The 25,582-nt window shown below is 49.6% G+C and carries 14 protein-coding genes; 11 read left to right on the plus strand and 3 right to left on the minus strand.

Features of this window, described 5'->3' with window-relative positions:
* The first annotated feature begins 179 nt into the window (after positions 1-179).
* From BUA34_RS05445 to BUA34_RS05470, 7 genes are all read left to right on the plus strand, one after another.
* Positions 180-2,402 (plus strand): carbohydrate-binding protein, encoded by a 2,223-nt coding sequence (locus BUA34_RS05445; RefSeq protein ID WP_072827726.1) that lies wholly within the window; start codon positions 180-182, stop codon positions 2,400-2,402.
* A gap of 398 nt (positions 2,403-2,800) precedes the next feature.
* Complete coding sequence (locus BUA34_RS05450; RefSeq protein WP_072827727.1) at positions 2,801-4,993, plus strand: carbohydrate-binding protein; 2,193 nt, start codon at positions 2,801-2,803, stop codon at positions 4,991-4,993.
* Positions 4,994-5,430: 437 nt separating this feature from the next.
* Positions 5,431-7,242: a hypothetical protein gene (locus BUA34_RS05455; protein WP_072827728.1), complete on the plus strand. Its 1,812-nt coding sequence runs from the start codon at positions 5,431-5,433 to the stop codon at positions 7,240-7,242.
* A 27-nt stretch (positions 7,243-7,269) separates the two neighbouring features.
* Positions 7,270-7,401, plus strand: a complete 132-nt coding sequence (locus tag BUA34_RS16165; protein ID WP_256375015.1) for a hypothetical protein — start codon at positions 7,270-7,272, stop codon at positions 7,399-7,401.
* Positions 7,402-7,599: 198 nt separating this feature from the next.
* Positions 7,600-9,675 carry a carbohydrate-binding protein gene (locus BUA34_RS05460; RefSeq protein WP_072827729.1) on the plus strand — a complete coding sequence of 692 codons (2,076 nt, stop codon included), beginning with the start codon at positions 7,600-7,602 and terminating at the stop codon, positions 9,673-9,675.
* 88 nt (positions 9,676-9,763) lie between these two features.
* Positions 9,764-11,371, plus strand: coding sequence for a sialate O-acetylesterase (locus BUA34_RS05465; RefSeq protein ID WP_254794340.1), 1,608 nt, complete (start codon positions 9,764-9,766; stop codon positions 11,369-11,371).
* A gap of 264 nt (positions 11,372-11,635) precedes the next feature.
* A complete protein-coding gene (locus tag BUA34_RS05470) occupies positions 11,636-13,294 on the plus strand; it encodes a sialate O-acetylesterase (RefSeq protein ID WP_072827731.1) in 1,659 nt (552 codons plus the stop codon).
* A gap of 204 nt (positions 13,295-13,498) precedes the next feature.
* Here BUA34_RS05470 and BUA34_RS05475 read toward each other — a convergent pair whose 3' ends face one another.
* The 3 genes from BUA34_RS05475 to BUA34_RS05485 all read right to left on the minus strand — a co-directional run bounded on the left by BUA34_RS05475 (position 13,499) and on the right by BUA34_RS05485 (position 15,543).
* Complete coding sequence (locus BUA34_RS05475; RefSeq protein ID WP_072827732.1) at positions 13,499-13,717, minus strand: hypothetical protein; 219 nt, start codon at positions 13,715-13,717, stop codon at positions 13,499-13,501.
* Positions 13,718-13,918, minus strand: a complete 201-nt coding sequence (locus BUA34_RS05480) for a DUF3791 domain-containing protein (RefSeq protein ID WP_217650180.1) — start codon at positions 13,916-13,918, stop codon at positions 13,718-13,720.
* A gap of 125 nt (positions 13,919-14,043) precedes the next feature.
* Positions 14,044-15,543: a prolyl oligopeptidase family serine peptidase gene (locus tag BUA34_RS05485; RefSeq protein ID WP_072827734.1), complete on the minus strand. Its 1,500-nt coding sequence runs from the start codon at positions 15,541-15,543 to the stop codon at positions 14,044-14,046.
* Between the two features lie 330 nt (positions 15,544-15,873).
* Between BUA34_RS05485 and BUA34_RS05490 the strand changes: the two genes are divergently transcribed.
* The 4 genes from BUA34_RS05490 to BUA34_RS05510 all read left to right on the plus strand — a co-directional run bounded on the left by BUA34_RS05490 (position 15,874) and on the right by BUA34_RS05510 (position 25,581).
* The gene (locus tag BUA34_RS05490; protein ID WP_072827735.1) at positions 15,874-18,201 is read left to right on the plus strand and encodes a beta-xylosidase family glycoside hydrolase; all 2,328 of its coding nucleotides are present in this window, start codon (positions 15,874-15,876) and stop codon (positions 18,199-18,201) included.
* Positions 18,202-18,448: 247 nt separating this feature from the next.
* On the plus strand, positions 18,449-19,945 hold the full coding sequence (locus BUA34_RS05495; protein WP_072827736.1) for a carbohydrate binding domain-containing protein: 1,497 nt from the start codon (positions 18,449-18,451) through the stop codon (positions 19,943-19,945).
* Positions 19,946-20,648: 703 nt separating this feature from the next.
* Positions 20,649-22,541, plus strand: a complete 1,893-nt coding sequence (locus BUA34_RS05505; protein ID WP_072827738.1) for a carbohydrate-binding protein — start codon at positions 20,649-20,651, stop codon at positions 22,539-22,541.
* A 439-nt stretch (positions 22,542-22,980) separates the two neighbouring features.
* Positions 22,981-25,581: a carbohydrate-binding protein gene (locus BUA34_RS05510; RefSeq protein WP_072827739.1), complete on the plus strand. Its 2,601-nt coding sequence runs from the start codon at positions 22,981-22,983 to the stop codon at positions 25,579-25,581.
* Position 25,582: the final 1 nt, after the last annotated feature.

A 25,582-nucleotide genomic window follows, 5' to 3' on the forward strand; every position in this document is an offset into this window, starting at 1 on the left:
TACATACATCCATCCAATAAAGGCTTCTCGCAAGAGGAGCCTTTTTTGCATCCAAATCTTTACGGTCTCGTTGACGTTTTGTCCATGATGCTTGCGGACCGCCGCGTTCTTTTTTGTGATTTTGGACATACTTTTAGATTGGATGGATTGACGGTGTATGGTCGATCCTAAGGAGTGTTATGAAACTACTTAAGAAAGCAACGATGTTTGGATTGATGGCGGGCTTTGGAGTAAGCGCTCTCGCTGACAACCCGATTTCTACTTACCATTACTTGGCTGACCCGGGTGCAGCCGCTGACGATGATTACTTCTATATCATCACGGACTCCGATGACCCGGCGCCTGCCAATTCCAATGGTTACAAGATTTACGCCCTTTATGCATTCCGCAGTAGGGATATGCAAAACTGGACTGACTACGGTATTATTTACGATGCCCGCAAGGTAAGTGGCATTAACGACATTTGGGCTTCTGGCATTGCTGTTCATAACGGTACGTTCTATATCGTGTTCCCGGATGGCGGTGGCGGCGGCATTGGCTACATCAAGGCGCCTGCTATTGAAGGTCCTTGGACAAATGCTGTGGGCCAGGGCAAGGATAAGCTTGTTGGTGGCCGTGGCATTATCGGTTGCGATGGCGTTTCCTGGTGCTTTGACCCGGGTATCTTTATCGATGACGACGGAACCACCTACGTGACATGGGGCGGCGGCGAAAGCACTAGCCGTCCAAACACTGATAACTTCGACATTGTCAAGTTGAACGATGCCAAGAACGCCCCGGTGGGCAACGGTTCCCATGTGAAGGTGAACAACTTGCCGACCCGCAAAATGCTCGAAGCTTCTTACATCCACAAGCACAAGGGTACTTACTACTTCTCTTACAGTACCGGTTGGCAGCAGGGCGCTCCGACGATTGACTATGGCACATCTAACAACGTAATGGGTCCTTACACCTGGAAGGGTACGATTCTCGGTGATCCGAGCATGAACGGTCGTAGCATCAACGGCAACAATAACCACCATGGTATTGCCGAATTCAAGGGCCACTCTTATGTTGTCTATCATGACCGCCGTATTGCCAAGGGCCATAACGGCCTGGAAATTATTCCGGCCGATGACGGTCAGCCGAAACCGAACGAAGGCTATCACCGTAGCGTTTCCGTAGACGAAATGTTCTACAATGCTGACGGCACCATTCAGACGGTGAAGGTGACGGATGAAGGTCCGGCACAGATTGAAAACTTTGACCCGTACGATTGGTATCCGGCACTCACGAGCTCCAAGCAGAAGGGCATCCGCAGCCGCTCTAACTTTGTGCAGGGCAAGGCTGCCGAACACGTGTTGCTCCCGCTTTCCTCTAAGGAATCCTGGCTCCGCGTTTCGGGTGTTGATTTTGGTACGGCTGCAACGGGCTTCACAGTCGAAGCTGCAAGCGCTGCCGATAACAACAAGATTGAAATCCGCACTGGTTCTGCAACGGGTACGCTCGCTGGTACTTGCACGCTCAAGAATACTGGCAACAAGAATACCTATGCCGAAAACAAGTGCGAAGTTGAAGGCCTCAAGGGCATTGTAAAGCAGTTGTTCCTCGTGTTCAAGGGCGACAGGGACTCTACCATGGCTATCAAGGCCTGGGGCTTCGAAGGCAGTGGCACGACTCCTCCGGAACCGCAGAAGCCGTTTAGCGGCAAGGCTTGGGATATTCCGGGCAAGATTGAAATGGAAGACTTTGACATTCCGGGCTCTGGCCGCGGTAGCGAAATCAAGTCCTACAGCGAAAATGATTCCGAAGACCATGGCGTTGAAAACGGTGGCAAGAGCTACCGCGAAGACACTGGCGTGGACATCTACAAGAAGGCTACGGGTTATGTCGTGGGTTACAACCAGGCGGGCGAATGGCTCGAATACACCGTGAACGTGAAGGAGGCTGGCGACTACACGATGTTTGCTTCTGTGGCAACGGACAATTCCACGGCTAGCTTTACGCTTTCCATTGACGACAAGTCCATCGCTGAAGTCCCGGTTTCCGGCGACAGCTGGGATGACTTTGTGAAGGTCAAGGCCAACGTGACGCTCCCGGCCGGCGAACATATCCTCCGCTTTGCCGTTACGGGCGACTGGTTCGATATCGACTACATGACGTTCGCTAAGGGCAAGGATGCCAAGGACCCGGACGACGAAACGATTGGTATCAAGGGCTTCAGGGTGCTTGGTGCTGATGCTGTCGCTAACTTCGACGTGTTCGATTTGACCGGCAAGAAGGTTTCTAGCTTCACGGCCCGCAATATCCACGAAGCTAAGAAACTCTGGCGCGACAATCCGCAGTCCAGGAACGTGCAGGGCGTTTGCATCATCCGTAACCGTCAAAATGGCGCGGTCGCAAAAGTCCGCGGAAACCGCTAATTTTCCATAAATCACACACCTCTAGAAAGGACTCCTCGCTCAGGAGTCCTTTTTTTGCTTTTTAAGCAGCGCCTATTATTGACTTTTTGTAAAAAATGCCTATAAGCGAGAAATCTATTTGTTTAAAGAGATGTTTATTTTACGTTCTGAAAAATAAAGCGTCGGCCAAGGATGGGGAGGGTGCAGGGAGGGGCCCGTGCGGCCTTCGCAACTCCGAGCTGGGGCCCCGCCCGCATGAAGTACTTCTTGAATTGAAAAAAACGGTTTTTAGGCTGCGCCTTTTATTGACTTTTTGTCCATAATAGATATGGCGAAAGTGGCTCTTTGGGGCGTTTTTTGAGATAGTTTTATAAAAAAAGATGGATTGACGGTGTGTGATCGATCCTAAGGAGTGAACAATGAGACTACTTAAGAGCGTAACAGTATTTGGGATGCTTGCGGGCTTTGGTGTGAGCGCGCTTGCCGATAACCCGATTTCGGCTTACCATTACTTGGCCGACCCGGGTGCCGCTGCCGATGATACTTATTTCTATGTCATAACCGACTCGGATGACCCTGCTGCATCGAATGCCAATGGCTATAATATCAAGGCCCTTTACGGTTTCCGCACGAAGGATATGAAAAACTGGACCGACTTCGGTATCATTTACGATGCCCGCAAGGTCGACGGTATTGGCGATATTTGGGCTTCCGGTATTGCGGTGAACCCGAACGATGGTAGACTCTACATTGTATTCCCGGATGGCGGTGGTGGCGGCGTTGGCCTCATCGGTGCCGACAGCATTGCTGGCCCGTGGACGAACCCGGTTTCGGGCAACAAGAAGCTCATCAACAACTGGGGTGGCGGTCTTGCGGACTGCGACGGTATTGGTTGGTGCTTCGACCCGGCAATTTTCTTCGATGACGATGGCCAAGGCTACTTCACGTTTGGCGGTGGCGAAAGCAATAGCCGCCCGGCAGCCAATAACAACAATAATATCTTCAATATTTACAAGTTCAACAAGGATATGAAGGGCTTCGATGTGAGCTCCAAGACCCAGCTGAAAATCGGCGGTCCGAAGGCGATGGAAGCATCTTACATCCATAAGTACAAAGACAACTATTACCTCTCTTACAGTACGGCGGATTTGCGCATTGCCTATGGTATGTCCAAGAACCCGATGGGTCCTTACGAATATAAGGGTATCTTCATGGGGAACCCGAACATTGGCGGCCAGAACATCAATGCGAACAACAACAACCATCATGGCATTGCCGAATTCAAGGGGCACTGGTATGTGGCTTATCATGACCGTCGCATTGCAAACGGCTATGACGGTTTGGAAAAGATTCCTGCTGACGACGGCCGCCCGAATCCGGTGCCGGCATTCCACCGCAGCGTGAGCGTCGATGAATTTACTTACAATGCCGACGGGACGATGAAGGAACTGACCTTCACGAAGGAAGGCCCGAAGCAGATTGAAAACTTTGATCCGTATGACTGGTACCCGGCTTTGACGAGTTCTAAGCAGAAGGGCATCCGTAGCCGTTCGAACTGGGCTCCGGGCAAGGTCGCAGAACACCTCTTGCTCCCGCTTTCTACCAAGGAATCCTGGATTCGCGTTTCGGGTGTTGACTTTGGCACGGCTGCAACGAGCTTGACCGTTCAGGCCGCAAGCACGGATGATGGCAACAAGATTGAAATCCGCATGGGCTCTGCAACGGGTACGCTCGCTGGCACTTGCACGCTCAAGAATACCGGCAGCAAGAACTCTTTTGCCGATAACTCCTGCGAAGTCGAAGGCCTCAAGGGTATTGTCGAACAGTTGTTCTTCGTGTTCAAGGGTTCCAAGGACTCCACGATGGCTATCAAGGCTTGGGGCTTCGAAGGTAGTGGCACGACTCCTCCGGAACCGCAGAAACCGTATGGCGAAAAGGCTGTGACGCTCCCGGCAAAGATTGAAGCTGAACATTATGACATCCCGGGCGTTGGCCGCGGTGGCGATGTAGATTCCTACAGCGATAACGATTCCGAAAACCAGGGCGATGCCAAGTTCCGCGAAGATTTGGGCGTTGACATTGTCGAAGGCGGCTCGGGCAAGGCTATTGGCTACACGGCTTCTGGCGAATGGCTCGAATACACGGTCGAAGTTCCGGAAGATGGCGATTATGCCATCAAGGCATCGGCTTCTACAGGCATGGAAAGCGCAAGCTTCTGTTTCTTGGCCGACGGCAAGGCAATTGGCGATACCATTACGGTTCCGCAGACTGGCGAGGACTGGAGCGTTTATAAGGAATTCGAAGGTGGTAAGGCCAAGCTTACTAAGGGCACTCATGTAATCCGTCTCGTGATTACGGGCGACAACGTGAACGTGGACTGGTTCTCTCTTGGCGATGTGGAAAAGGTGGGTATCGGGAACGCTGTGCGGTTCCAGACGAACGGCTCCCGCGAATTCCGCGTGTATAGCGTGAGCGGAAAGCTCATGGGCACGGTGGATCTCAGGGGTAAAAAAGCTGAAGTCGCGCTCTCCGAGGCGGGCTTTACCAAGGGCGTTTACATGCTCAAGAGCATCGACGGCCGCAAGACCTTCATGACGTCTGTTGCTAGATAAAATTCATACAATTCCGAAACCAAATAACGAAAAACACCCCGAAGGCAAAAGCTCTGGGGTGTTTTTTATCGCTGCCCCATTACCAAAATGTCAATGATAAAAAATGGCAGAAATAGGGAATTTGGCAAAAGAAAATCTAAATTTCAAAGTGGAAAAATCTTGCAATCATGCAAGGGAAGTTATGGGATGATGATTATGAGTTTAAAGCAGAATGCTTTAGCAACTGTTTTTGGCTATGGAGCCGTTGCCCTAGCCGTATTCATCTAAAAGATCCTCCTAAACCACACACCCTAATGATGCCGCAAGGCATTGTTACGCCTCGGAGCGAGTGCTCCGAGGTGTTTTTGTATTATAAACAAACTTGACGAAGTCGTGTTAAAAATGTATGATTTATGTAGTTTTTGAGGGATGCTTGAAACATAACAAAGGAATTTTATATGAAAAATATATATCGTGTGGTTTCTGCACTATTAATTGTTGCTTCAACATCGTTTGCAGGAAAGGCATACAATATCTCAGTAGTCCCTGAAGTTGGTGAAGAACTTTTGCTAAAGGATGGCGATGTCATATCTGGTACCATTGATGGGACTAAAAGGAAGGTCAGAATTTTAGTCGCCAACAATGCTAAAATCACGCTTTCAAACGCTGAAGTTCTTGGTGTGAATGAAGGTCAGTTTGAGTCGGCTGGTATTAGGTGTCTGGGGAACTGTACCCTCGATCTTAGTGGGAAAAATATCATGAAGGGGTATTATGGTAATTTCCCGGGCGTCCAGGTGCCAGATGATATAGATGGCCAAAAATATACGATGACAATTGAGGGTGATGGTTCCCTTGAAGCAAGTAGCAATGGTTATGGAGCTGGTATCGGCTGTAACCGTTATACAAATTGTGGCCATATAGTTATCAAAAGTGGTGTAATTAAAGCAACGGGTGGTTTCACTGCGGCCGGCATTGGCTCTAGCAAGGATGCTTATGGAGGCAATATCTCTATCGAAGGTGGTGAAATTACCGCCGCTGGTGGTCTATATGCAGCTGGCATTGGCGGTGGCGGTTATGAAGAATCGGGGTGTGGCGATATAACTATCAGTGGCGGTAAAATTATAGCAATGGGAGGTGATGAGATGCCGGGAATGGGAGGTAAAGGTGCTGCCGGCATTGGCTGTGGAAACAGTGGGTCCTGTGGAAAAGTTACAATTACAAAAGATGTTGCTAAAGTTATAGCAATAAAGGGAAAGAAAGCTCCTTATAGCATTGGAGGATCTGATGGACTTGTCGGTACTGTTACCGTCGATGATGTAGAAGGAAGTATTGAAGAAAATCCTTTCATGCGCCCAGCAAAAGCTGTCGAAATTGTAACTCCTGGTAGCAAGACTATTGGTATTATTGACGGCGATTATAGCGGCAATGAAGCTGTGAACTTTGCGAAGGATACGGTTGTTGACACGATTATTTTTAAACGTACGTTCCCTGTTGTCGTAGGGGGAAATAATTATTCCACTATTATGTTCCCGTTCGAAATCAAGGCTGAAGAAATCGAGAATTTAGATCTGGTCTTCAAGTTCCTCGGCATAGGCGTTGATAAAAGTAATAATAAGTATGTGGCTGTGGAACTTGTTTGGCGCAGTATTTGGTTAAGTGTATCATATACGATGGAAGCGTACAAGCCGTATTTAATCAAGCTCAAATCCCAAGCAACGAACATTGTAATCAATAAAACGACTGACCTTGTTCTTAAGGCGACTCCGACAGAGGATGGTGATTTTGATGTAATGCAGTCTGATGATTACAATAAGTATGGTAATTATGTATTCCGTGGCGTTGTCCAAGGCAAAACCTGGGATGCCAACAGTCCAGAAGTGTTGGGTACGAACAAGGCTGCAGCCTATGGCTTTGCGGGTACCGCCACGTCTGACATCTCGGTTGGCCAGTTTGTCAAGGTGGGCGAAGGCGCCTTCATCAAGCCACTCCGCGCCTATATCTACAAGAGTCCGGTACCGCAATCGGTTAACTCGAACGGTGCCTATGTCTTGCGCCAGACTGCTTCTATCGACAACGACATTCCGGAAACGATGAACGTTGTTGTGGTTGACCGCAAAAAGGATGGCGAGGAACAGACGACCGTCATCGGCCAGTTCAATAGCCGCACCGGAGAAATCCGCTTGAACCGCACGGAACGTACTTACGACCTGAAGGGCCGTTCTGTCCGCGATGCAAGCCACATGGCCAAGGGCGTTTATTTGAAAAAGTAAAACATTCAATAATACGAATGGGTAAATATGAAAAACGAAACCGAACAGAAAAAAGAATACTCAACCCCTACAGTGAAAGTGGTTGAACTCAAGCATCAGGGCCATCTGTTGGAAGCTTCGCCGTCGGATCCTCCATCATTTGGCGATGTCTTGGGATAGACTCTAGTCTAATAAAAATGGCCTCCAAACCTAACGGTTTGGGGGCTTTTTTTTGTTTACTCTTTTATAGAGTTTTTCATTCATTACCAAAGTGTCAATGGAAAATTTTCTCGATTCTGCGAGAATTTCGCGGGGGTGGTATAGATTTAGATTGCAATCTTTTGTGTATGGGTTAAATCTTTAATTGGGAGATAAACAATGAAGAGTTTGGGTAATGTTTTGAATGTTGCCGCTTTTGGTTTAGCTTTGGCTATTCCGGCGCTTGCTTCTACTGTGAACGTTGACGTGACCGAAGAACACCAGGTGATTCGCGGTTTTGGTGGCATGGTGCACAACCAGTGGCAGGGCGGTGGCGGCCTTTCCGAAGCCGATGCCAAGCTTGCTTTTGGTACAGGCGATGGACAGATTGGCCTCAATACGCTCCGTATTCCGGTGTATGCAAGTTCTAACGACTTCAATAAGGAAGTTCAGGCTGCAAAGTATGCCAAAAAGTATGCCGGCGATGACTTTATCTTGTATGCAACTCCGTGGACGTCTCCGTATGCGGGCGCTAACCAGCACATGTCTTCTTCGAACTACCAGAAGTATGTGGACCACCTGAATAGCTTTAACGATTACATGAAGAATCAGGGCGTTCCCCTGTACGCTATCTCCATCAGTAACGAACCGGACTGGTGCGGTGAATGGGCCTGCTGGAGTGCCGACGAAATCTACAACTTCACCAAGGGCTATGCCGACAAGATGCGCAAAAACGGCGTGAAGGTGATTTCGACGGAATCTTTCCGTTATGACAAGAACCTCTACAACAAGGTCTTGAATGATGCCAATGCCCTCAAGAACTGGGACATTCTCGGCGCGCATTTTTACGCGAGTGACCGAAGGACTGGGGACAACTTCTTCCAGTACAGCCTTGCCGATCAGAAAAAAGTCGAACGCTGGATGACGGAACACTACACCGAAAGCCAGGGCAGCGGTAACTACTGGCGCACGATTACGAATACGGGTGACCAGGCGAATGCCAACAAGCGCGATACCGTGAACGCCATGGATGTGGCTTACGAAATCCACCGCGCCATGGTCGTGGGTAACTTCAATCAGTACACCTGGTGGTACATCCGCCGCTGCTACGGCCTCATCATGGAAAAGGATTTTGGCAACAAGCTCCAGATTCCGCAGAACGAAATCGGCAAGATCAGTAAGCGTGGTTACGTGATGAGCCAGTTTGCTCGATTTGTCCGCCCGGGTGCTGTCCGCGTGGGCGCTACGGCAAACCCCGAGAAGGAAGTTTTTGCATCTGCTTACAAGAGTGCCGATGGCGACTCTGTGATTGTGGTGCTCGTGAACCGCGATTATAAAAATTCCAAGAGTGTCACCGTGAAGGTGCAGGGCGCCGATGTTCAGTCGTTCCATGTGTACACCACCAGCGAAGCAAAGAACGCCAAGTATGAAGGCGAAGTCGAAGTCAAGAACGGCTCCGTGACGATTTCAATGGATGCAGGGAATTCGAGCAACAAGGATTGCATCGTGACGCTCGTTGGCGTTGGCACTCCGGCAGATCCTGTGCCACGTGAACCCTTTGGCGGCAAGGTCGCTGAAATCCCGGGCAAGATTGAAGTCGAAAACTTTGACATTCCGGGTACAGGCAAGGCTAACAAATCCTATTACGAAAATGATTCCGAGGACCGTGGCGAAACGAACTACCGCGAAGGTACGGGCGTTGACATTTACAAGAAGGCAACGGGCTACGTTGTGGGCTACAACGAAGAAGGCGAATGGCTCGAATACTCCGTGAATATAAAGGAAGCAGGCGATTATACCATGTTCGCTTCTGTCGCTACGAGTAATTCAACGTCTGGATTCTCGCTCTCCCTGGATGGCGAAACGCTTGTTGAAAATGTCGCTCTTTCGGGCACAAGTTTCGATGAATTTACCAAGGTCAAGGCCAACGTAAAACTCCCGGCTGGCGAACATATCCTCCGCATGACGGTGACGGGTTCCTGGTTCGATATCGACTACTTCAACTTTGCAAAGGGCAAGGATGCTGCCGATCCGGACGATAAGACGATTGGTTTGCGCGGTGCTAATTTCCGCATGCCGACCGAGGCTGAAAACTACAGCGTGTTTGATATGAACGGCGTGCTGGTGGGTAAGTTCGAAGCCACGACTAAGGCAGATGTCCAGCGCATGACCAAGAGCGTTGTGCACCAGAATGGCGTTTACTTTGTGAAGTCGCTCAAGGGCAGCAAGGCCTACCGCATTTCTGTGGCGAAATAAATTTCATATTCCTAAAGCGGGAGTCGAACAATTGGCTCCCGTTTTTTTTTGAGAGTTTGAAAAAAGGAGATAAAAAATGAGTGTGGAAATGAGATTCAAAAAGTTGATGGCTCTCGCGGGCGTAACGGCGGGGCTCTCGATGTTTGCGGTCACGGGTGCAAATGCGGCTCCGGATCCAAACTTCCATATTTACATTGCCTACGGACAGTCGAACATGGAAGGCAACGCGACGAACTTCGACAAGAATGTCGATGGCAAGGAACATCCTCGCGTAAAAATGTTTGCGACCACGTCTTGCTCGAATCTTGGCCGCCCGACGGTGGGCGAGATGTACCCGGCCGTGCCTCCGATGTTCAAGTGTAATGCTGGCCTTTCTCCGGCTGACTGGTTTGGTCGCCACATGGCAGATTCCTTGCCGAACGTGACGATTGGCATTATTCCGGTGGCTCAGGGCGGTACGAGTATCCGCTTGTTTGACCCGGACGATTACAAGAATTACCTCAATTCTGCGGAAAGCTGGCTGAAGAACGGAGCCAAGGCTTACGGCGATGACGGTAACGCTATGGGCCGTATCATCGAAGTTGCGAAGAAGGCTCAGGAAAAGGGTGTTATAAAGGGCATCATCTTCCACCAGGGCGAAACCGATGGCGGCATGAGCAACTGGGAACAGATTGTCAAGAAAACCTACGAATACATGCTCAAGCAGCTTGGCCTGAATGCCGAAGAGACTCCGTTTGTCGCCGGTGAAATGGTCGATGGAGGTTCTTGCGCGGGTTTCAACTCTCGCGTGCATAATCTTTCCAAGTACATCGTGAACTTTAGCTATGCAAGCTCCAAGGGCTACGGCAGCAAGGGCGACGGACTCCACTTTACCGTGGAAGGCTACCGTGGCATGGGACTCCGCTATGCGCAGCAGATGCTCAAGCTCATTAATGTGGCGCCTGTAGACCCTGTTCCGCAGGAACCGTTTAAAGGCAAGGCTATTGAAATTCCGGGTAAGGTCGAAGTCGAAGATTTTGACAAGCCGGGTGTTGGCAAGAACGAAGATGGCACGAGCAATGCTTCTTACAGCGACGAAGATTCCGAAAACCACGGTGATAGCGATTACCGCAAGGATACGGGTGTAGACCTGTACAAGACAGCCGATGGCGTCGCTCTTGGTTACACGCAGACTGGCGAATGGCTCGAATACACGGTAGACGTGAAGGCTGATGGCGAATACAATATCGATGCTAGCGTTGCTGCTGGTAATTCTACCTCTGCGTTCAAGCTCTACATCGACGAAAAGGCTATTACGGATGAAGTTTCCGTACCGCAGACCGCCGATAATTCCTGGGATACGTACAAGACGATTTCCGTGAAGGAAAAGGTCGCCTTGAAGGCCGGAAAGCATGTGCTCAAGCTCGAAATTACCGCCAATTACGTAAACATCGACTGGATTCAATTTAGCGTGCCGTCGGAAGATCCGCCGAACGCTATTGCAAAAGTCCGCCTTGACATGGCCGAAACCGAAAGTAGCTTTAGCGTGTACAGCATGCAGGGCAAAAAGCTCGGAACGTTCACGGCCAAGGGCATGGCTGATGCAATGAATCTCGTCAAGACTGATGCAAATCTCCGTAAGCAATCTCAGGGCGTGTTCTTCATCCGCAAGGATGGTGCAAGCCTCATGACCAAGAAGGTGGTTGTCTATGAATAGCAAAGATTTGGCTGTTGTAAAACAGATTGCGTTTTTCGTAGTCGTCGCAGTGGCTCTAGGCCTCGTGTACGGGTAAAAAATTGAGACTCCATGAAAGGGTCCTGGCGAAAGCTAGGACTCTTTTTTTTTACAAAATGCGCTTTTTGAACGATTTTCGCAATTCATTGACAAAACGTCCATATTATATGGAGCTTACAGGCGTGCTAAATCCGCTTTTAGAGGATAGTTTTAAAAAGGATAATTTTTGGATTAAGGGATATAAAAATGAGAGTGGAAAGAAACTTCAAAAAATTCATGGCCCTTGCTGGCGTTGCCGCTGGGCTTTCTGTGTTTGCGGTGGGGGCAAATGCCGCTCCGAACCCGAACTTCCATATTTACATTGCTTACGGGCAGTCCAACATGGCGGGCAACGGCGATATCGTACCGTCCGAGGACCAAGCAAATCCGCCCAAGAACTTTATCATGCTCGCTTCGCATAATGCAAATGCTAGCCAGCGTAGCGGCAAAACGAACCAGTCTTTCAAGACGGGTGAGTGGGTGGCGGCTATTCCGCCGATGTTCCACCCGTTCGAAAACCTCTCCCCGGCAGACTACTTTGGCCGCGCGATGGTGGATTCCTTGCCGGGCGTGACCGTGGGCATTATCCCGGTCGCCATCGGTGCTGTAAGCATCCGCGCTTTTGACAAGGACCAGTACGAAGCTTATTTCAGAGGTGATGGCAAGGATATCATGTCTTGGGGCTGGCCCAGAGATTACGACAACAACCCTCCGGGACGCATTTTGGAACTTGCCAAGAAGGCAAAGGAAGTGGGTGTCATCAAGGGTTTCATTTTCCATCAGGGCGAAAGTGACGGCACCGATGACAACTGGCGCAAGACCGTTTACAAGACCTACAAGGACGTGATTGATGCGCTTGGCTTGGACGAAAACGAAGTGCCGTTTGTGGCGGGCGAACTCCTCCAGGAAGGCCAGAACTGCTGCTCTAGCAAAAACGGCGGCATCGCTCAGCTCAAGAACAATTTCAAAAAGTTCGGGCTTGCTTCTTCCAAGGGTTTGCAGGGTAACGGTAAGGACCCGTACCACTTTGGCCGTGCCGGCGTGATTGAACTTGGCCGTCGTTACTGCTCTGAAATGCTCAAGCTTATCGACAAGACGATTGACCCCAATGCTCCGGCCGTGAACTTGGTTGATCCGAGCAAGTCTGTAGTGCCGGATGAACCGCCTGAGGAATATGGCCCGTACACCGAAGCTATTGCCATTCCGGGCAAGGTGCAGGCCGAAAACTACAACAAGGGTGGTGCCGAAGTCGCTTACCACGACGAAAGCAAGGGTAACGAAGGTGGCAAACTCCGCAAGGACGATGTCGATATTTACCAGCCGAACATGGGCATTACCGTGGGACATAACCAGAAGGGCGAATGGCTCAAGTACACCGTGAATGTTGAAGCTGATGGCGATTACGGTATTACGGCTAATGTTGCTGGCGAAAACGGAACCGGTAGCTTTGTCCTCTACATCGATGACAAGAAGGTCGGTACGGAAATCGCAAACGAAGGCAAGGGCTTTGATACATTTACCGAAGTGGATGGTGGCAAGGTTACGCTCACCAAGGGCGAACATGAACTCAAGCTCGAAATCGTGAGCGACTGGATTGATATCGACTACGTTGAATTCAAGGCCATCAGTTCCCAGCCGCCTATCGGAATCAAGAATGTACGCTTTAGCATGACCGAAGCCGAAAGCAACTTTAGTGTGTTCGACATGCAGGGCATTAAGCTCAGTTCATTTACCGCAAAGGGCATGGACGAAGCGATGAATCTAGTGAGGGAAAACGCAAAACTCCGTAAGCAGGCAAAGGGAGTGTTCTTTGTCCGCAAGAACGGGGATAAATCTCTAACGAAAAAGGTGGTGATACATGAATAAAAACGAGTTGGTAGTAGTAAAGCAAATCGCTTTCTTCTTTGTCGTCGCTGTCGCTTTGGGCTTCATATACGGGTAAAACGCGGCATAGTCAGTCGCAAGGCTTAAAGCGCAACGTAACACGATAAAATTTAAATGAGAGACTTCTTAGGGTCCTGGCGAAAGCCGGGGCCCTTTTGAGTAGACATGGTGTTTTGGTGATGTTTGCTAATAAAATAGCTTTGGCTCGTTTTCAATCAAATCTTCGGCAAGGTATTTTGCGTCAAGATTTTCGATGCCTTGTTCCCGATTTGCTATTTGTGTTGAAAGCTTGCTTTTGTAATAAATATCCATTGCCTTACGCAAATCCAAGTTCTTCAATGCGGCAATGTTTTTTATGATATCTTGCTCAAGATTTTCAATATAAACTGCTTCGATATCAGACATTTATTTCAGCACGCCCTTTTCTCGAGCTAGTTCGGAAAGGTCATCGACCATAGCCTCAGCCCCTAGAGTATGCAAAACATCATAGCACTTGATGACATAATTATCAAGAATGCCACTTGAATTCAATATACCATAAACCCTGCTTGGAGAAACTTTCCAAGCTGCCGACAACTTGTGGATAAGGAAAATGGTAAAATTCAATATTTTGGCATCCATATTATGAATATAACTTTTTTTTGAGAGCGTGAGCAAAAAGAATCGCTCCGGCAAAAGCCGGAGCGATTTGTAGTGTCTATAGGATGAATTATGAAATCAAACTTGATTCATTACTTCACGAATTCTGCCGGAAGCGTGAACTGCTTGAGGAACGGCCAGCCGATATTGCCATTGCCCTGTTCGTGGCCACCACCCTGCTTGGTGCAGAGCACGACCTTCACGCCGTCCTTGCAGTTAGAGTATTCCTGGCAACCATCTTTGTTCGTTGTCGGAGAGCCGGTGCAACCGTCTGCTTCTGCCCAGTACTTGAAGGTGCCTTCGGCGCCGAGGAAGTTCAAACCGTCGTTGAAGCCGCTATCGCCACCCTGGTAACGGCAGACGTTGTCAGCTGTACCGCGGAAGTTGATGACAGAAATCGGACGTGCCTTCGTGCATTTGGCGCTGTTGGTCTTGTTCAAGTCCATAGCTGCCGGAGCAACTGCGGCGAAGACATCGGACATCATGCAGGCCACGTGGTTACTCATACCGCCACCCATCGAGAAACCGGTTGCGTAGATGCGCTGCGGGTCGATACAGGCTTTTTCTTTGACATACTTGATCATTTCACGAGTAAACTCAAGGTCATCGTCGTTGGAGCAGCAAGGACCGACGTTCCAACCCGGGCCCATCGTCTTTGTGGTGCCTTGCGGGTACAAGGAAATAACGCCTTCGGGGTCGGTGAGTTTCTTGTAGGTCGTGCTACCCATCTGGCCTGAACCTGAACCGCCAATCGGGTGGTAGTCAATAACGAGCGGTACGGCCTTGTCGCCCTTGTAGGCACTCGGCACATGCATGATGAACTCGCGTTGGCCTGAACTGCCTTTGACGGTCAATTTTACAGTCTGGTCACCGGCTTTTGCAGTCTTGCCAGCACAGTCAACGATGATTTGCTCAATCTTCGCGCTGCTAGAAGATTCTGCCTTTTCGGAAGAACTTTCCGGCTTAGCGGAAGAGCTAGATTCAACTTTCTTGCTAGAGCTGGACTGGGCGCTAGCCTTGGTCATCCTTACGATGACGCCTGTTTCGATTTCGGCCTTGGCCTGGTAGGTGGCGTTCTGGTATCCATCTTTTGCGAACTGCAAGAACGGCAGCGGATCGCCTTCCTTCATGAGGGTGACCGTTTTGCCCATCTGGTAGGTAGCGCGATTTCCATCGGCGTTGATGCGGAGGAACTTGGCGCCCTTTGCCATGGTCTTGTTCAAGTCGACCTGCATAAAGCCGTCGATATTGTGTTCTGTCTTGGAGGCGCAAACCTTGCCGAGTGCGTCCATCACAGAAACGGTAACCGTTTGAGCCTTGATGCTCGAAATGCTGATTACATTGTGATTGAAGGTAATGGAGGCCTTCGGTGCGGCTACTCCGTGAATGCTGCTTCCTTCATTGCTAAGTGCGAAAGAACCATCCGCTCCGGATGTGGTTTCGAACCCTGCGAAGTTGAACGAGCTAATTTTTACGCCAGAGAGTGGCTGTCCGCTTTCTTTCTGAACAACACCACTGATGCTCCAGGCGAAGGAAAGTGAGCTCAACAGAGCTACTGTTCCTGTGAATGCCATGAATTTAGACATGGTCATAACGACTCCTTTTAAGTTAAAAGTTTCCAACCCTTTTAATACACCCGGCCTGGCCTTATCCACAGACTCTTGCCAGGCCTACCACAAATATAGATGGATGTTCCTTGGGTGTTGTGAATTGGTGTTGTGAAAATTTATAAAGCGTTGTGAAAATTGCGAAAAGGAATTTTTACAAAAGGGGCGCGGTTTTCGACACGTTTTCGGGGCTGTAATGGGGTGTTATTGATAAAAAATCCATAAAAAGGGTGGGTGATTGCGGGTAAAAAACATGTAAAAGGGGTAGATTATGGTTGTTAATCTTATCTAGCCTTGGTTGGAAAGGAGTTGTTTATGGGATTGTTTAGTAAAATGACAAAGTCGGCTGTGGTTTTGGCCGCTTTTGCTGTGGTAAATAGTGCAGCCGTTAAGGTCAATAACCCGATTATGTATGTCGATAGCCCGGACCCCTCGATTGTCCGTGTCGACGATGCCTATTACATGGTGACGACTACGATGCACTTTGCGCCGGGCGTGCCTGTTTTCAAGAGCACGGATTTGGCCCAGTGGCGCACGGTGGGGTATGCCTACCAGACTCTTTCGAACGGCAATAATATCAATTTGAATGGTGGCCAGGATGCTTACGGCAAGGGTTCGTGGGCATCGAGCATCCGCTACCACAAGGGATTCTTCTACGTATTGACTCCGTCCTACACGACGGGAAAAACGCATTTGTACAAAACCGCCGATGTCGAAAATGGCCCGTGGTCCGAAGTGCAGCTTCCGTTCTATCACGACCCGTCGCTCTTCTTCGATGACGATGGCACGGTTTGGGTGTTCTATGGTTCTGGCGACCAGATCAGCTACGTGCAGCTCAATGACGATGCCAGCGGCGTGAAGGCCGGTGGCAAGAGCGGTAAGGTTGGCGGCGTAAGCGTGAATCAGGTGACGGGCACCAACAGCTATTATGTGCAGCAGGAAGGCTCTCACATGGAAAAGGTGAACGGCGAATACTACCTGTTCACGATTTCTTGGCCGGCCGGCAAGAGCCGTAGCGAAATAGTTTACCGTTCCAAGAACTTGCTTTCTGGATTTAGCGGAAGGTACTTCCTCTCTGATAACGGTGTTGCTCAGGGTGGCATCTTCGATACGCCGGATGGCAAGTGGTATGCTCTCTTGTTCCGCGATTCTGGCCCTGTCGGCCGTATGTCGCACTTGGTTCCGATGGAATGGAAGGATGGCTGGCCGGTTCCGACGAGCGGTTCCAAGGCCCCTTCTACAATTGACTTGCCTGAATCTCCGCTTCCGGGCTATGGCATGGTGACTTCCGATGACTTTGATTCCGACGTGCTTCCGCTGGAATGGCAGTGGAACCATAATCCGGATAACAAGAATTGGTCTTTGACGGCAAATCCGGGATTCTTGCGCATTACCACAGGTCGTACTGATAACCGCATTGTCAACGCTAAGAACACGCTCACGCAGCGTTCCTTTGGCCCCAAGAGTTCTGGCCGTACGCTTGTGGATGGCAAGGGCATGAAGGATGGCGACATGGCGGGTCTTGTGGCATTGCAAGATGACAAGGGCTTTGTTGCACTTGCTAAGGAAAACGGCAACTACAAGGTTGTGATGTACACTGGAAACAAGGACGGCGAAAGACAAGCTGCAAGCCAAGCTCTTTCGGACTCCAAGGTTTATTTGCGAATTGATTTCGATTTGCCCATTGACCGCGGTACTGCATATTTCTACTACAGCACCGATGGCAACACTTGGACAAAGATTGGTAGCGATGTAAAACTCAATTACGACCTGCACATGTTCGTGGGCGTACGCTGGGGCCTTTTCAACTTTGCAACAAAGACTGCAGGCGGCTATGCTGACTTCGACTGGTTCAAGGTCGGTGTAGATGCAAATGATGAAATTTACCTCGACGGCACTGCTTCGGAACCTGTACCGCAGACCCCTTTCTGCGCTGCTGGCGAAAACTGCCCGGCCATTGCAATTCCGGGCAAGATCGAAGCCGAAGACTTCGATGTGCCGGGCAAGGGCAAGGATGGCTCCTCTTACTATGACGGCGATTCCGAAAACCACGGCGACTCTGACTACCGCAAGGGTACCGGCGTTGACCTTTACAAGAAGGGCGATGCTGTGGTTGTGGGTTATAACAGCGAAGGCGACTGGCTCGAATACACCGTGAACGTGAAGGAAGAAGGCGACTACACTGTGTTTGCATCTGTCGCAGCGGCGGGCTCTACTTCTAGCTTCAAGCTTTCTCTGGATGGCAAGGAAATTACCGAAGAAATTGCAGTGCCGGCGGCAAGTTCTGGCGAAGATAACTACGATGAATACAACTTGGTAAAGTCCAATGTGAAGCTCCCCGCAGGCGAACACGTGCTCCGCTTTACGGTTGTTGGCGCCTGGCTCGACATTGACAACTTTACGTTCGTGAAGGGTAAAGATGCTCCGGGACCGACAGGGATTGCAAATACTATTCGCTACGGTAAGCAGGGCGCGCAGGCATATCGCGTCTACAGCCTCAATGGTTCTTTTGTCGGTCGCATTGATGCATCGAACTCTTTCGACGTTCGCTCTAAGGTAAGCTCACTCGTGAAGGAAAGTGGCGTGTATATCGTCAAGTCCCTCACCACCGGCCTCACCCACCGCCTCTCCGTAACAAAGTAATCTCTATAGTTTATTCTAATTCCTCCAAACACCCCCGAGGCTTGGATGCACCCGCGGAAAGCTTGCTTTCCTGCGGGTATATCCAAGCCGTTTTTGGTTGTTCTACAAACACCCCATTACACATTTCCTCCTCTCAACCCATTGTCAAAACCGCAATGGAAAATGTTTACCGCTAAGTGATAATCGCCAATCCAAAAGGTATTTTCTTCATAGGTAAAATGGGAAATAAACCTCAAGGAGTAGAGGAATGTTTGGTAAAATCTTCAAGAAGGCGCACTGCGCCTTGACGGTTGCCGCCTTGGCTGGCTTCGCGACCTTTTCTTTTGCAGACAACATTAATGTGAACGGCACGAACCGTACCATGAACGTGTATGCCCCGAAGAATATCGAAAAGGGTCGCCCGCTCATTATCCAGATGCACGGCATGAATCAGGATGCCCCGTATCAGCAGAACGCTGCCAAGTGGGAACCGATTGCCGATACCGCTCGATTTGTGGTCGTGTTCCCGAACGGTCAAAATAAGGCTTGGGACATTGGAGGTGACAAGGACATCAATTTCCTCAAGGCGATTATCAACGAAATGTACAACAAGTATGGCATTGACAAAAATCGCGTGTATGTTTCGGGATTTTCGATGGGCGGCATGATGAGCTACCATGCAGCAAATAAGATGGGCGACATGATTGCGGCCATAGCCCCTGTTTCCGGTGGCGGTGGGGTAAACTCGCCCAAGCGCGCCATGCCGATTATGCATACCCACGGCACGAGCGATGACGTGGTGAATTACAACAGCACCGTGAATACCCTCAAGGGTTGGGTTTCTGCACAAAAATGCTCTTCAAGTTCCAAAGTCACAAAACCGTATCCATCAAGCAAGCCGGGCTCTGCCGCCTCTCTTGAAGTCTGGAGCGGCTGCAAGGACAATGTCGAAGTTCGTTTGCTCACCATTGCAGGCAAGGGCCACTGGTATTCCATGGACGAGGCAGTCAGTGTCAACACGAGCGTTGAAATCTGGAACTTTGTCAAGAATTATTCGCTAGACGGTTCCTCGCTCCCGCCGCCAATTCAGGTGCCGACCGACCGCGACAGTATTTTCAATGGCGGCTTCGATTCGACCGATGTTGCCTGGACTTTGCAGACTCACGGCAGTGCCGCTGCTACAGGTGACGTGAAAAATGGCAAGTATCAGCTCGACATTTCTGCAGTCGGCACGGAAAATTACCAGGTGCAGCTCATCCAGCATGACTTGCATCTCGAAAAAGGCCAGTGGTACGAAGTGAGCTTTGATGCTAGTGCCGGCGCCTCCCGCACGCTCGAAGTAAACGTGGAACAGCACACGGATCCGTGGGCAAGCTACCTCACCGAAAAGGCAAATTTTGATCTCGGCACGGAATCTAAAAAGTATTCTTTCCAGTTCCAGATGACCGCGGCGACCGACAAGGATTCTCGCTTGAGCTTCAATGCGGGCGCCTCGACAGGCACGCTTACGCTTGATAATGTCACGCTCAAGAAAATTGCGGAACCGGACCCGGGAACAATTGCATTAGCGCCATCTCTCCGCCTCAAAACGGCAAGCGGCAAGTTCGGTGTCTATAACCTCGCGGGCAAACGCCTTGGATTTGTCGAAATCATCGAAAATGACGTGCCGAACATGCAAAAAGCGATGAAAAATGCAGGCTATGGCAAGGGCGTTTACATCTTGCGTGATAAAGCCCGTTCGTTCATGATGCCCGTGGACCGATAAAAATTTGTCTCTCTCTCTCGAATCAAGAGCAGTCCCCAAAAAAGGGGCCGCTCTTTTTTATTCATAAAGAATTGACTACGGATTTCACATCGTCGATAAAATATTGTAGCGAAGAAAATTTGAATATGGGTAACTTGATAAAATCAATGCCGGGTAATCCTTTTTTCTCGTCTGAGATTCTGCCAGATGTTTTGAATGTGAATGCGAATGGATGTTTGATATTTGTTCGGAATGGAATAGCGAATATCGTTCCGTTGCATTCGATTATGAAAGACAGGTAGGGTCTGCCTGCTTTGTTGGCGAGAATTTCCTTGTGGTCTTTATGTCGGTCAAAGAATGATTGCTTAAGAAAGACGGTTTGTGCCAGTTTCATTTTTCCCTCAAAATAAAAAGGCCGTATTTCATATATAACGAAATACGGCTCATCTTAGACCTTTCTTTTTTATCTTAGGTGGGCTGGTCTGCCACCCTGTCATTGGTTGACCTTTCTTTTTTATCTTAGGTGGATTGGTCTGCCACCCTGTCATCTACAAATAATATACAAAAAATCTGCGGGAAAGTCAATATGCTGGCTTTGCTATCCATCTTCTTATCCATCGTGGATAAAATGTCAAAAGAACATGTGTAATTCCTTTAATTTTTTTGTTTTTTAGGGGGTATTTTTAGTTTGGGGATGATTAATACTTAGGATACAGGAGTGCTTATGTTTGGTTTGAAGAAAAAGAACGGTTGCAAGCTTGGAGTGTTGGCAACTTTGGCTTTAACGGGTTTGGTGGGTTCGGCTTTTGCCCATCCCGATAGTTTGGTGCTTACGCCACCGCTGGGGTGGAATAGCTGGAACGTGTTCCACGAAAATATCAACGAAAAGCAGATTCAGGAAATTGCCGACGCCATGGTCAGTTCCGGTTTGAAGGACGCTGGCTACATTTACTTGAATCTGGACGACAACTGGATGGATACCAAGCGCGATGCTCAGGGCAACCTCCAGAACAACCCGAAAACTTTCCCCAGTGGCATGAAGGCCATTGCCGATTATGTGCATAAGAAAGGCCTGAAATTCGGTCTTTACGGCGACCGCGGCAAACGCACCTGCCACCATTACAATAGCAACTGGCAAAGCGAAAGTGGCTCCAATGGCCGCGAAGAACAGGACGCCAAGAAGCTCGCTGAATGGGGCGTGGATTACTGGAAATACGACAACTGCGATTCCGATCCGAGAACTCAGGGAAAAGATTACACCGCTATGTCCAATGCGCTTCGCAATTCCGGACGCGACATCGTGTTCAGCATTTGTATGTGGGAATACAAGGACTGGATGCCTAAAATCGCGAACCTCTGGCGTACCACTTTCGATATCGGTCCCGAATGGATTTCCACTTCTTGGTATCGCGGCGTCTACGAAATTATTGATGCCAACAACAAGTACTGGCAGATTGCAAAGCCCGGCCACTGGAACGACCCGGACATGCTCGAAGTGGGCAACAGGGGCCTCTCTTACGAAGAACAGCGCTCCCAGATGACGATGTGGTCTATTATGGCGGCACCCATCATGATCAGTTCCGATGTGCGTAACATGAGTAACGAGACCAAGGAACTCTACCTGAACAAGGACATGATTGCCATTAACCAGGATTCCTTGGGCGTTCAGGGCCACCGCATTTCTGACAAGCAAGGCAAGCAAGTTTGGACTAAGCCTTTGAAAAATGGCGACATTGCCGTGGCGCTCCTCAACAACAATGGCTCTACCCAGACTGTTGAATGCAACTTTGCTGACATTGGCGTAGAAGGCGAAGTGGAAGTTCGCGATGCTTGGAAAAAGAAGGACTTGGGACCTGTTTCTCACGTTTCAATTGAACTCCCGGCTCATGGCTCTGCACTGCTCCGTTTGATTCTCAAGCCTGTTCCTCGCGAACCCTTCAAGGGCAAGGCTCTTGCCATTCCGGGTAAGATTGAAGTGGAAGATTTTGACATCAACGGCGTGGGTGAGGGCAACACCACTTACAACGAAAGTGATACTGAAAACCATGGTGACTCTGACTACCGCAAGGGTACTGGTGTTGACTTGTACAAGAAGGCTACTGGCGTGATTGTCGGTTACAACCAGGCTGGCGAATGGCTGGAATACACTGTGAATGTTGCCGCGTCTGGAAAATACACCATGAAGGCTTCTGTGGCTTCGGCCAACAGCACTTCGAGCTTCAAGCTCTCCATGGATGGCAAGGACATTACTGATGAAATTCCGGTTCCTGCAGCAACTGCTGGCGAAGACAATTATGACGAATACAACGAGGTCAAGGCCGACGTGAACTTGACCGAGGGTGAACACATTCTCCGCTTTACGGTAACCGGCGACTGGATGGATATTGACTACATCGAGTTCGTTGATGAAAAGGTGGGGCTTGCTAAAGCTCGTTTGACATCGTTCGAATCTGAAAATTCGTACAACGTATTCAGCGCAACGGGTAAGCATCTTGGCCGTGTAGAATTGAACGGCGCGAGCAAGGCTCAAGCCCTTGAAAATGCTGGCTACGCACGTGGTACGTACATGATGCGCTCTGTCAAGGGTAACCAAATCCAGCGTGTGAATGTTCGCTAATTAAAACTTGGGGGAGGCGTAGCCTTCTCAAAAGATTTCTCCTCACAAACACATTCAAAATGCCTCGCGCTCCCGCGAGGCATTTTGTGCTTTTTGTCACAGTCTATTTCTAATTCCGCGTCTGTCATGCCCGCCGCCGAGCTCTTTGATCACTTGGTGCTTTGACGCTTTGCGTCAGCATCTTCGGCTCAATCATGACAGTCTGCAAGCAGCCTGTCGCGACACTCGCCTTGAATGCAATTAGCACTTATGTGAGCATGATCCGCGAATGGGGAGGGCATCACCCTATTGCTTAATTCCAAATTCCGAATTGAAGTAGCTATGGATAAACAGTCCACAATATCTCGCCTAAAAACATGAAAAAAACACATTTCCGAGAATAATTTTAGAGTGTTGTTAGGGCAAACTATGTTTGGTTTTTAACGTGAGGTTAGGTATTATGAGCTTCAAAACATTAAGTCAAATGGCCGCAATTTCAGCTCTCTTCCTTGGAGCTACTGTTGTAACTGCAGCGGATCAGGCTACGTTCTATGTCGCTCCGAATGGTAGCGATTCCAACAAGGGTACCGAAGAGGCTCCCTTCAAGACGATTACGCAGGCCCAGAAGGCTGTGCGCGCTATCAATGGCACTATGACGGGTGATATTTCCGTTGTTCTCCGTGGCGGTACCTACCAGCTTTCGTCTACGGTCAATTTTACTGAGGCTGATGGCGGTAAGGATGGTTTCTACGTCCGCTATAAAGCCTATCCGAACGAAACTCCGCTTATTACGGGCGGTATCCCGATGTCTGGCTGGACGATTCACGATGAAAAGAACAACATCTGGAAGGTCGAAGGTGTCGATGCCCGTTTCCGCCAGATGTACGTGAACGGCAAAAAGGCAATTCGCGCGCGTATGCCGAACTTGCTCGATAACGGCGACCATAACTTCTTCCGCTTGAACAAAGTGGACTCTGCCGGCAGCGCCTTCCTCCTCAACAGCAGCGATGTCAAGTCTACGGACTGGAAGAATCCGAAGAAGGTCGAAATCCATTTGATGATTGCATGGGCCGAAAGCATCTTGCGTCTCGACAAGATTTCCCAGCAGGGCAATACCTTCAAGTTTGAACCGCAGGATCCTGAAAGAAGCAAGCTTTTCCGCCGCAAATACCCGATGCTTGGCACCGCTTTCATGAGCAATCCGCCGAAGCAGCAGGTTTACTACCTTGAAAATGCTTACGAATTTATCGACCAGCCGGGCGAATGGTACTTGGACGAATCGACCGGTACGCTTTATTACAAGGCCCGCGCAGGCGAAAACATGGCGACCGCAAATGTTGTCGTTCCGCGCGTCAATACGCTCTTCAGCATTCTCGGTAAGGATACTAAGAACAAAGTTGGTTACATGTCTTTTGAAGGCATAACCTTTGCAAACTCCAATTTCTTGCGTCCGAGCGAAGAAGGCTTCCTGGATTTGCAGGCAAGTATGTTCAACATCGAAGTCATGGCTGAAAATGGCCGTCTTGGCTCTAACAAGTTCCTCCTCTGGCGTCCGGATGCTGGTTTCCGCGTCGAAAATGCGCACCATTTCAAAATCAAGAATTGCACGTTCACGCAGATGGCTGCAACTGGTCTTGACTTTGTCTCTGGTACAAATGATGACGTGATTGAAGGCAACGTATTCTATGAAATCGGCGGCTGCGGCATTATGCTCGGCAAGTTCTCTCAAGACTCCACGACCGAAATTCACATCCCGTACAATCCGAAGGACAAGGACGAAATCAGTACCCGCGATACAATCCGTTACAACCTCGTGACAAACGTGACGAATGAACATCAGGGCGCTGTGGGCATTGCCGCCGGGTATCCGCGTTATGTCGTCATCGAAAATAACGAAGTGTCCTATACAAACTATTCCGGTATCTCTGTGGGTTATGGCTGGACCAAGAGCGAAACAGCCATGACGAACAACAAAATTAATAAGAACGACATCCACCACATTGCCCGTTTGCTTTGCGACTCCGGTCCGATTTATACATTGAGCAACCAGGGCACGGGTAGCGAAATCAAGGAAAACTACATCCATGATATGTCCCAGTCCAAGTGGTCGGATTACTGGATTTTGCCGATTTATCTTGACGAAGGCTCTAGTGGCTTTGCTGTCGAAAACAACTCTTACAAGAACGCTCCGAGCGGCGTTGGCCGTAACGCTCCGGGTCAGTTTACCGAAAAGAACAACGGTGGCTACATCGCTTCTGTTGCCGAAGCTGCTGGCCTTCAGGGCGAATTCAAGAACATCGGTGACCGCATCAACACCATTCCGCTTCCGGACTTCTCCAACGTGGTTCCGCAGGCTCCGTTTGTTGAAAACATGACCATTCCGGGCACCATCGAAATGGAAAACTACGATGAAGGTGGCCAGAGCGTTTCCTTCAACGACAAGGACTTTGTGAACGAAGGCGGCGTCTACCGCGAAGATGGCGTGGACATCACTCAAATTGATTCTACTGACAAGTCTAAGGGCTACGCTGTGGGTTACACACAGGCTGGCGAATGGATGGAATACACCTTGAAGGTCTCCACCGCTGGTGAATACGTGTTCCTCGCTAACGTGGCTACCGGTCTCGAAGGCTCTAGCTTCCAGCTCTTCATGGATGGCAAGGCAATCAGCGATACGATTGTAGCCCCGCAGGGCGAAGACTGGAATACTTATGGTACGGTCGAAGGCAAGACAACCGCTCTTGAAGCTGGCGAACATGTGCTTCGCGTGGCAATCACGGGTGCTTACTTGAACATTGACTGGATCAAGTTCGGTAAGACTAAGGAAGAAATCCTTGCGATTAAGCCGAGCGTCCGTTACGGATTGAATATGGATATCTCTCGCAGCTCTACGCTGAATGTGTTCGATGTCCGCGGCCATCACATGGGCGTCATTCGCGTGATGGGCATGCCGACGACAAGTTCTGTAATGCAGGCTATGCATGCAAAGAACTTCAAGTCTGGTGTCTACTTTGTCCAGAGCGTGAACAAGGTCTTTGGCAAAATGATTCAGGTGAAGTAGT

This window comes from Fibrobacter sp. UWB12 (assembly GCF_900142485.1).
Lineage (GTDB): Bacteria > Fibrobacterota > Fibrobacteria > Fibrobacterales > Fibrobacteraceae > Fibrobacter.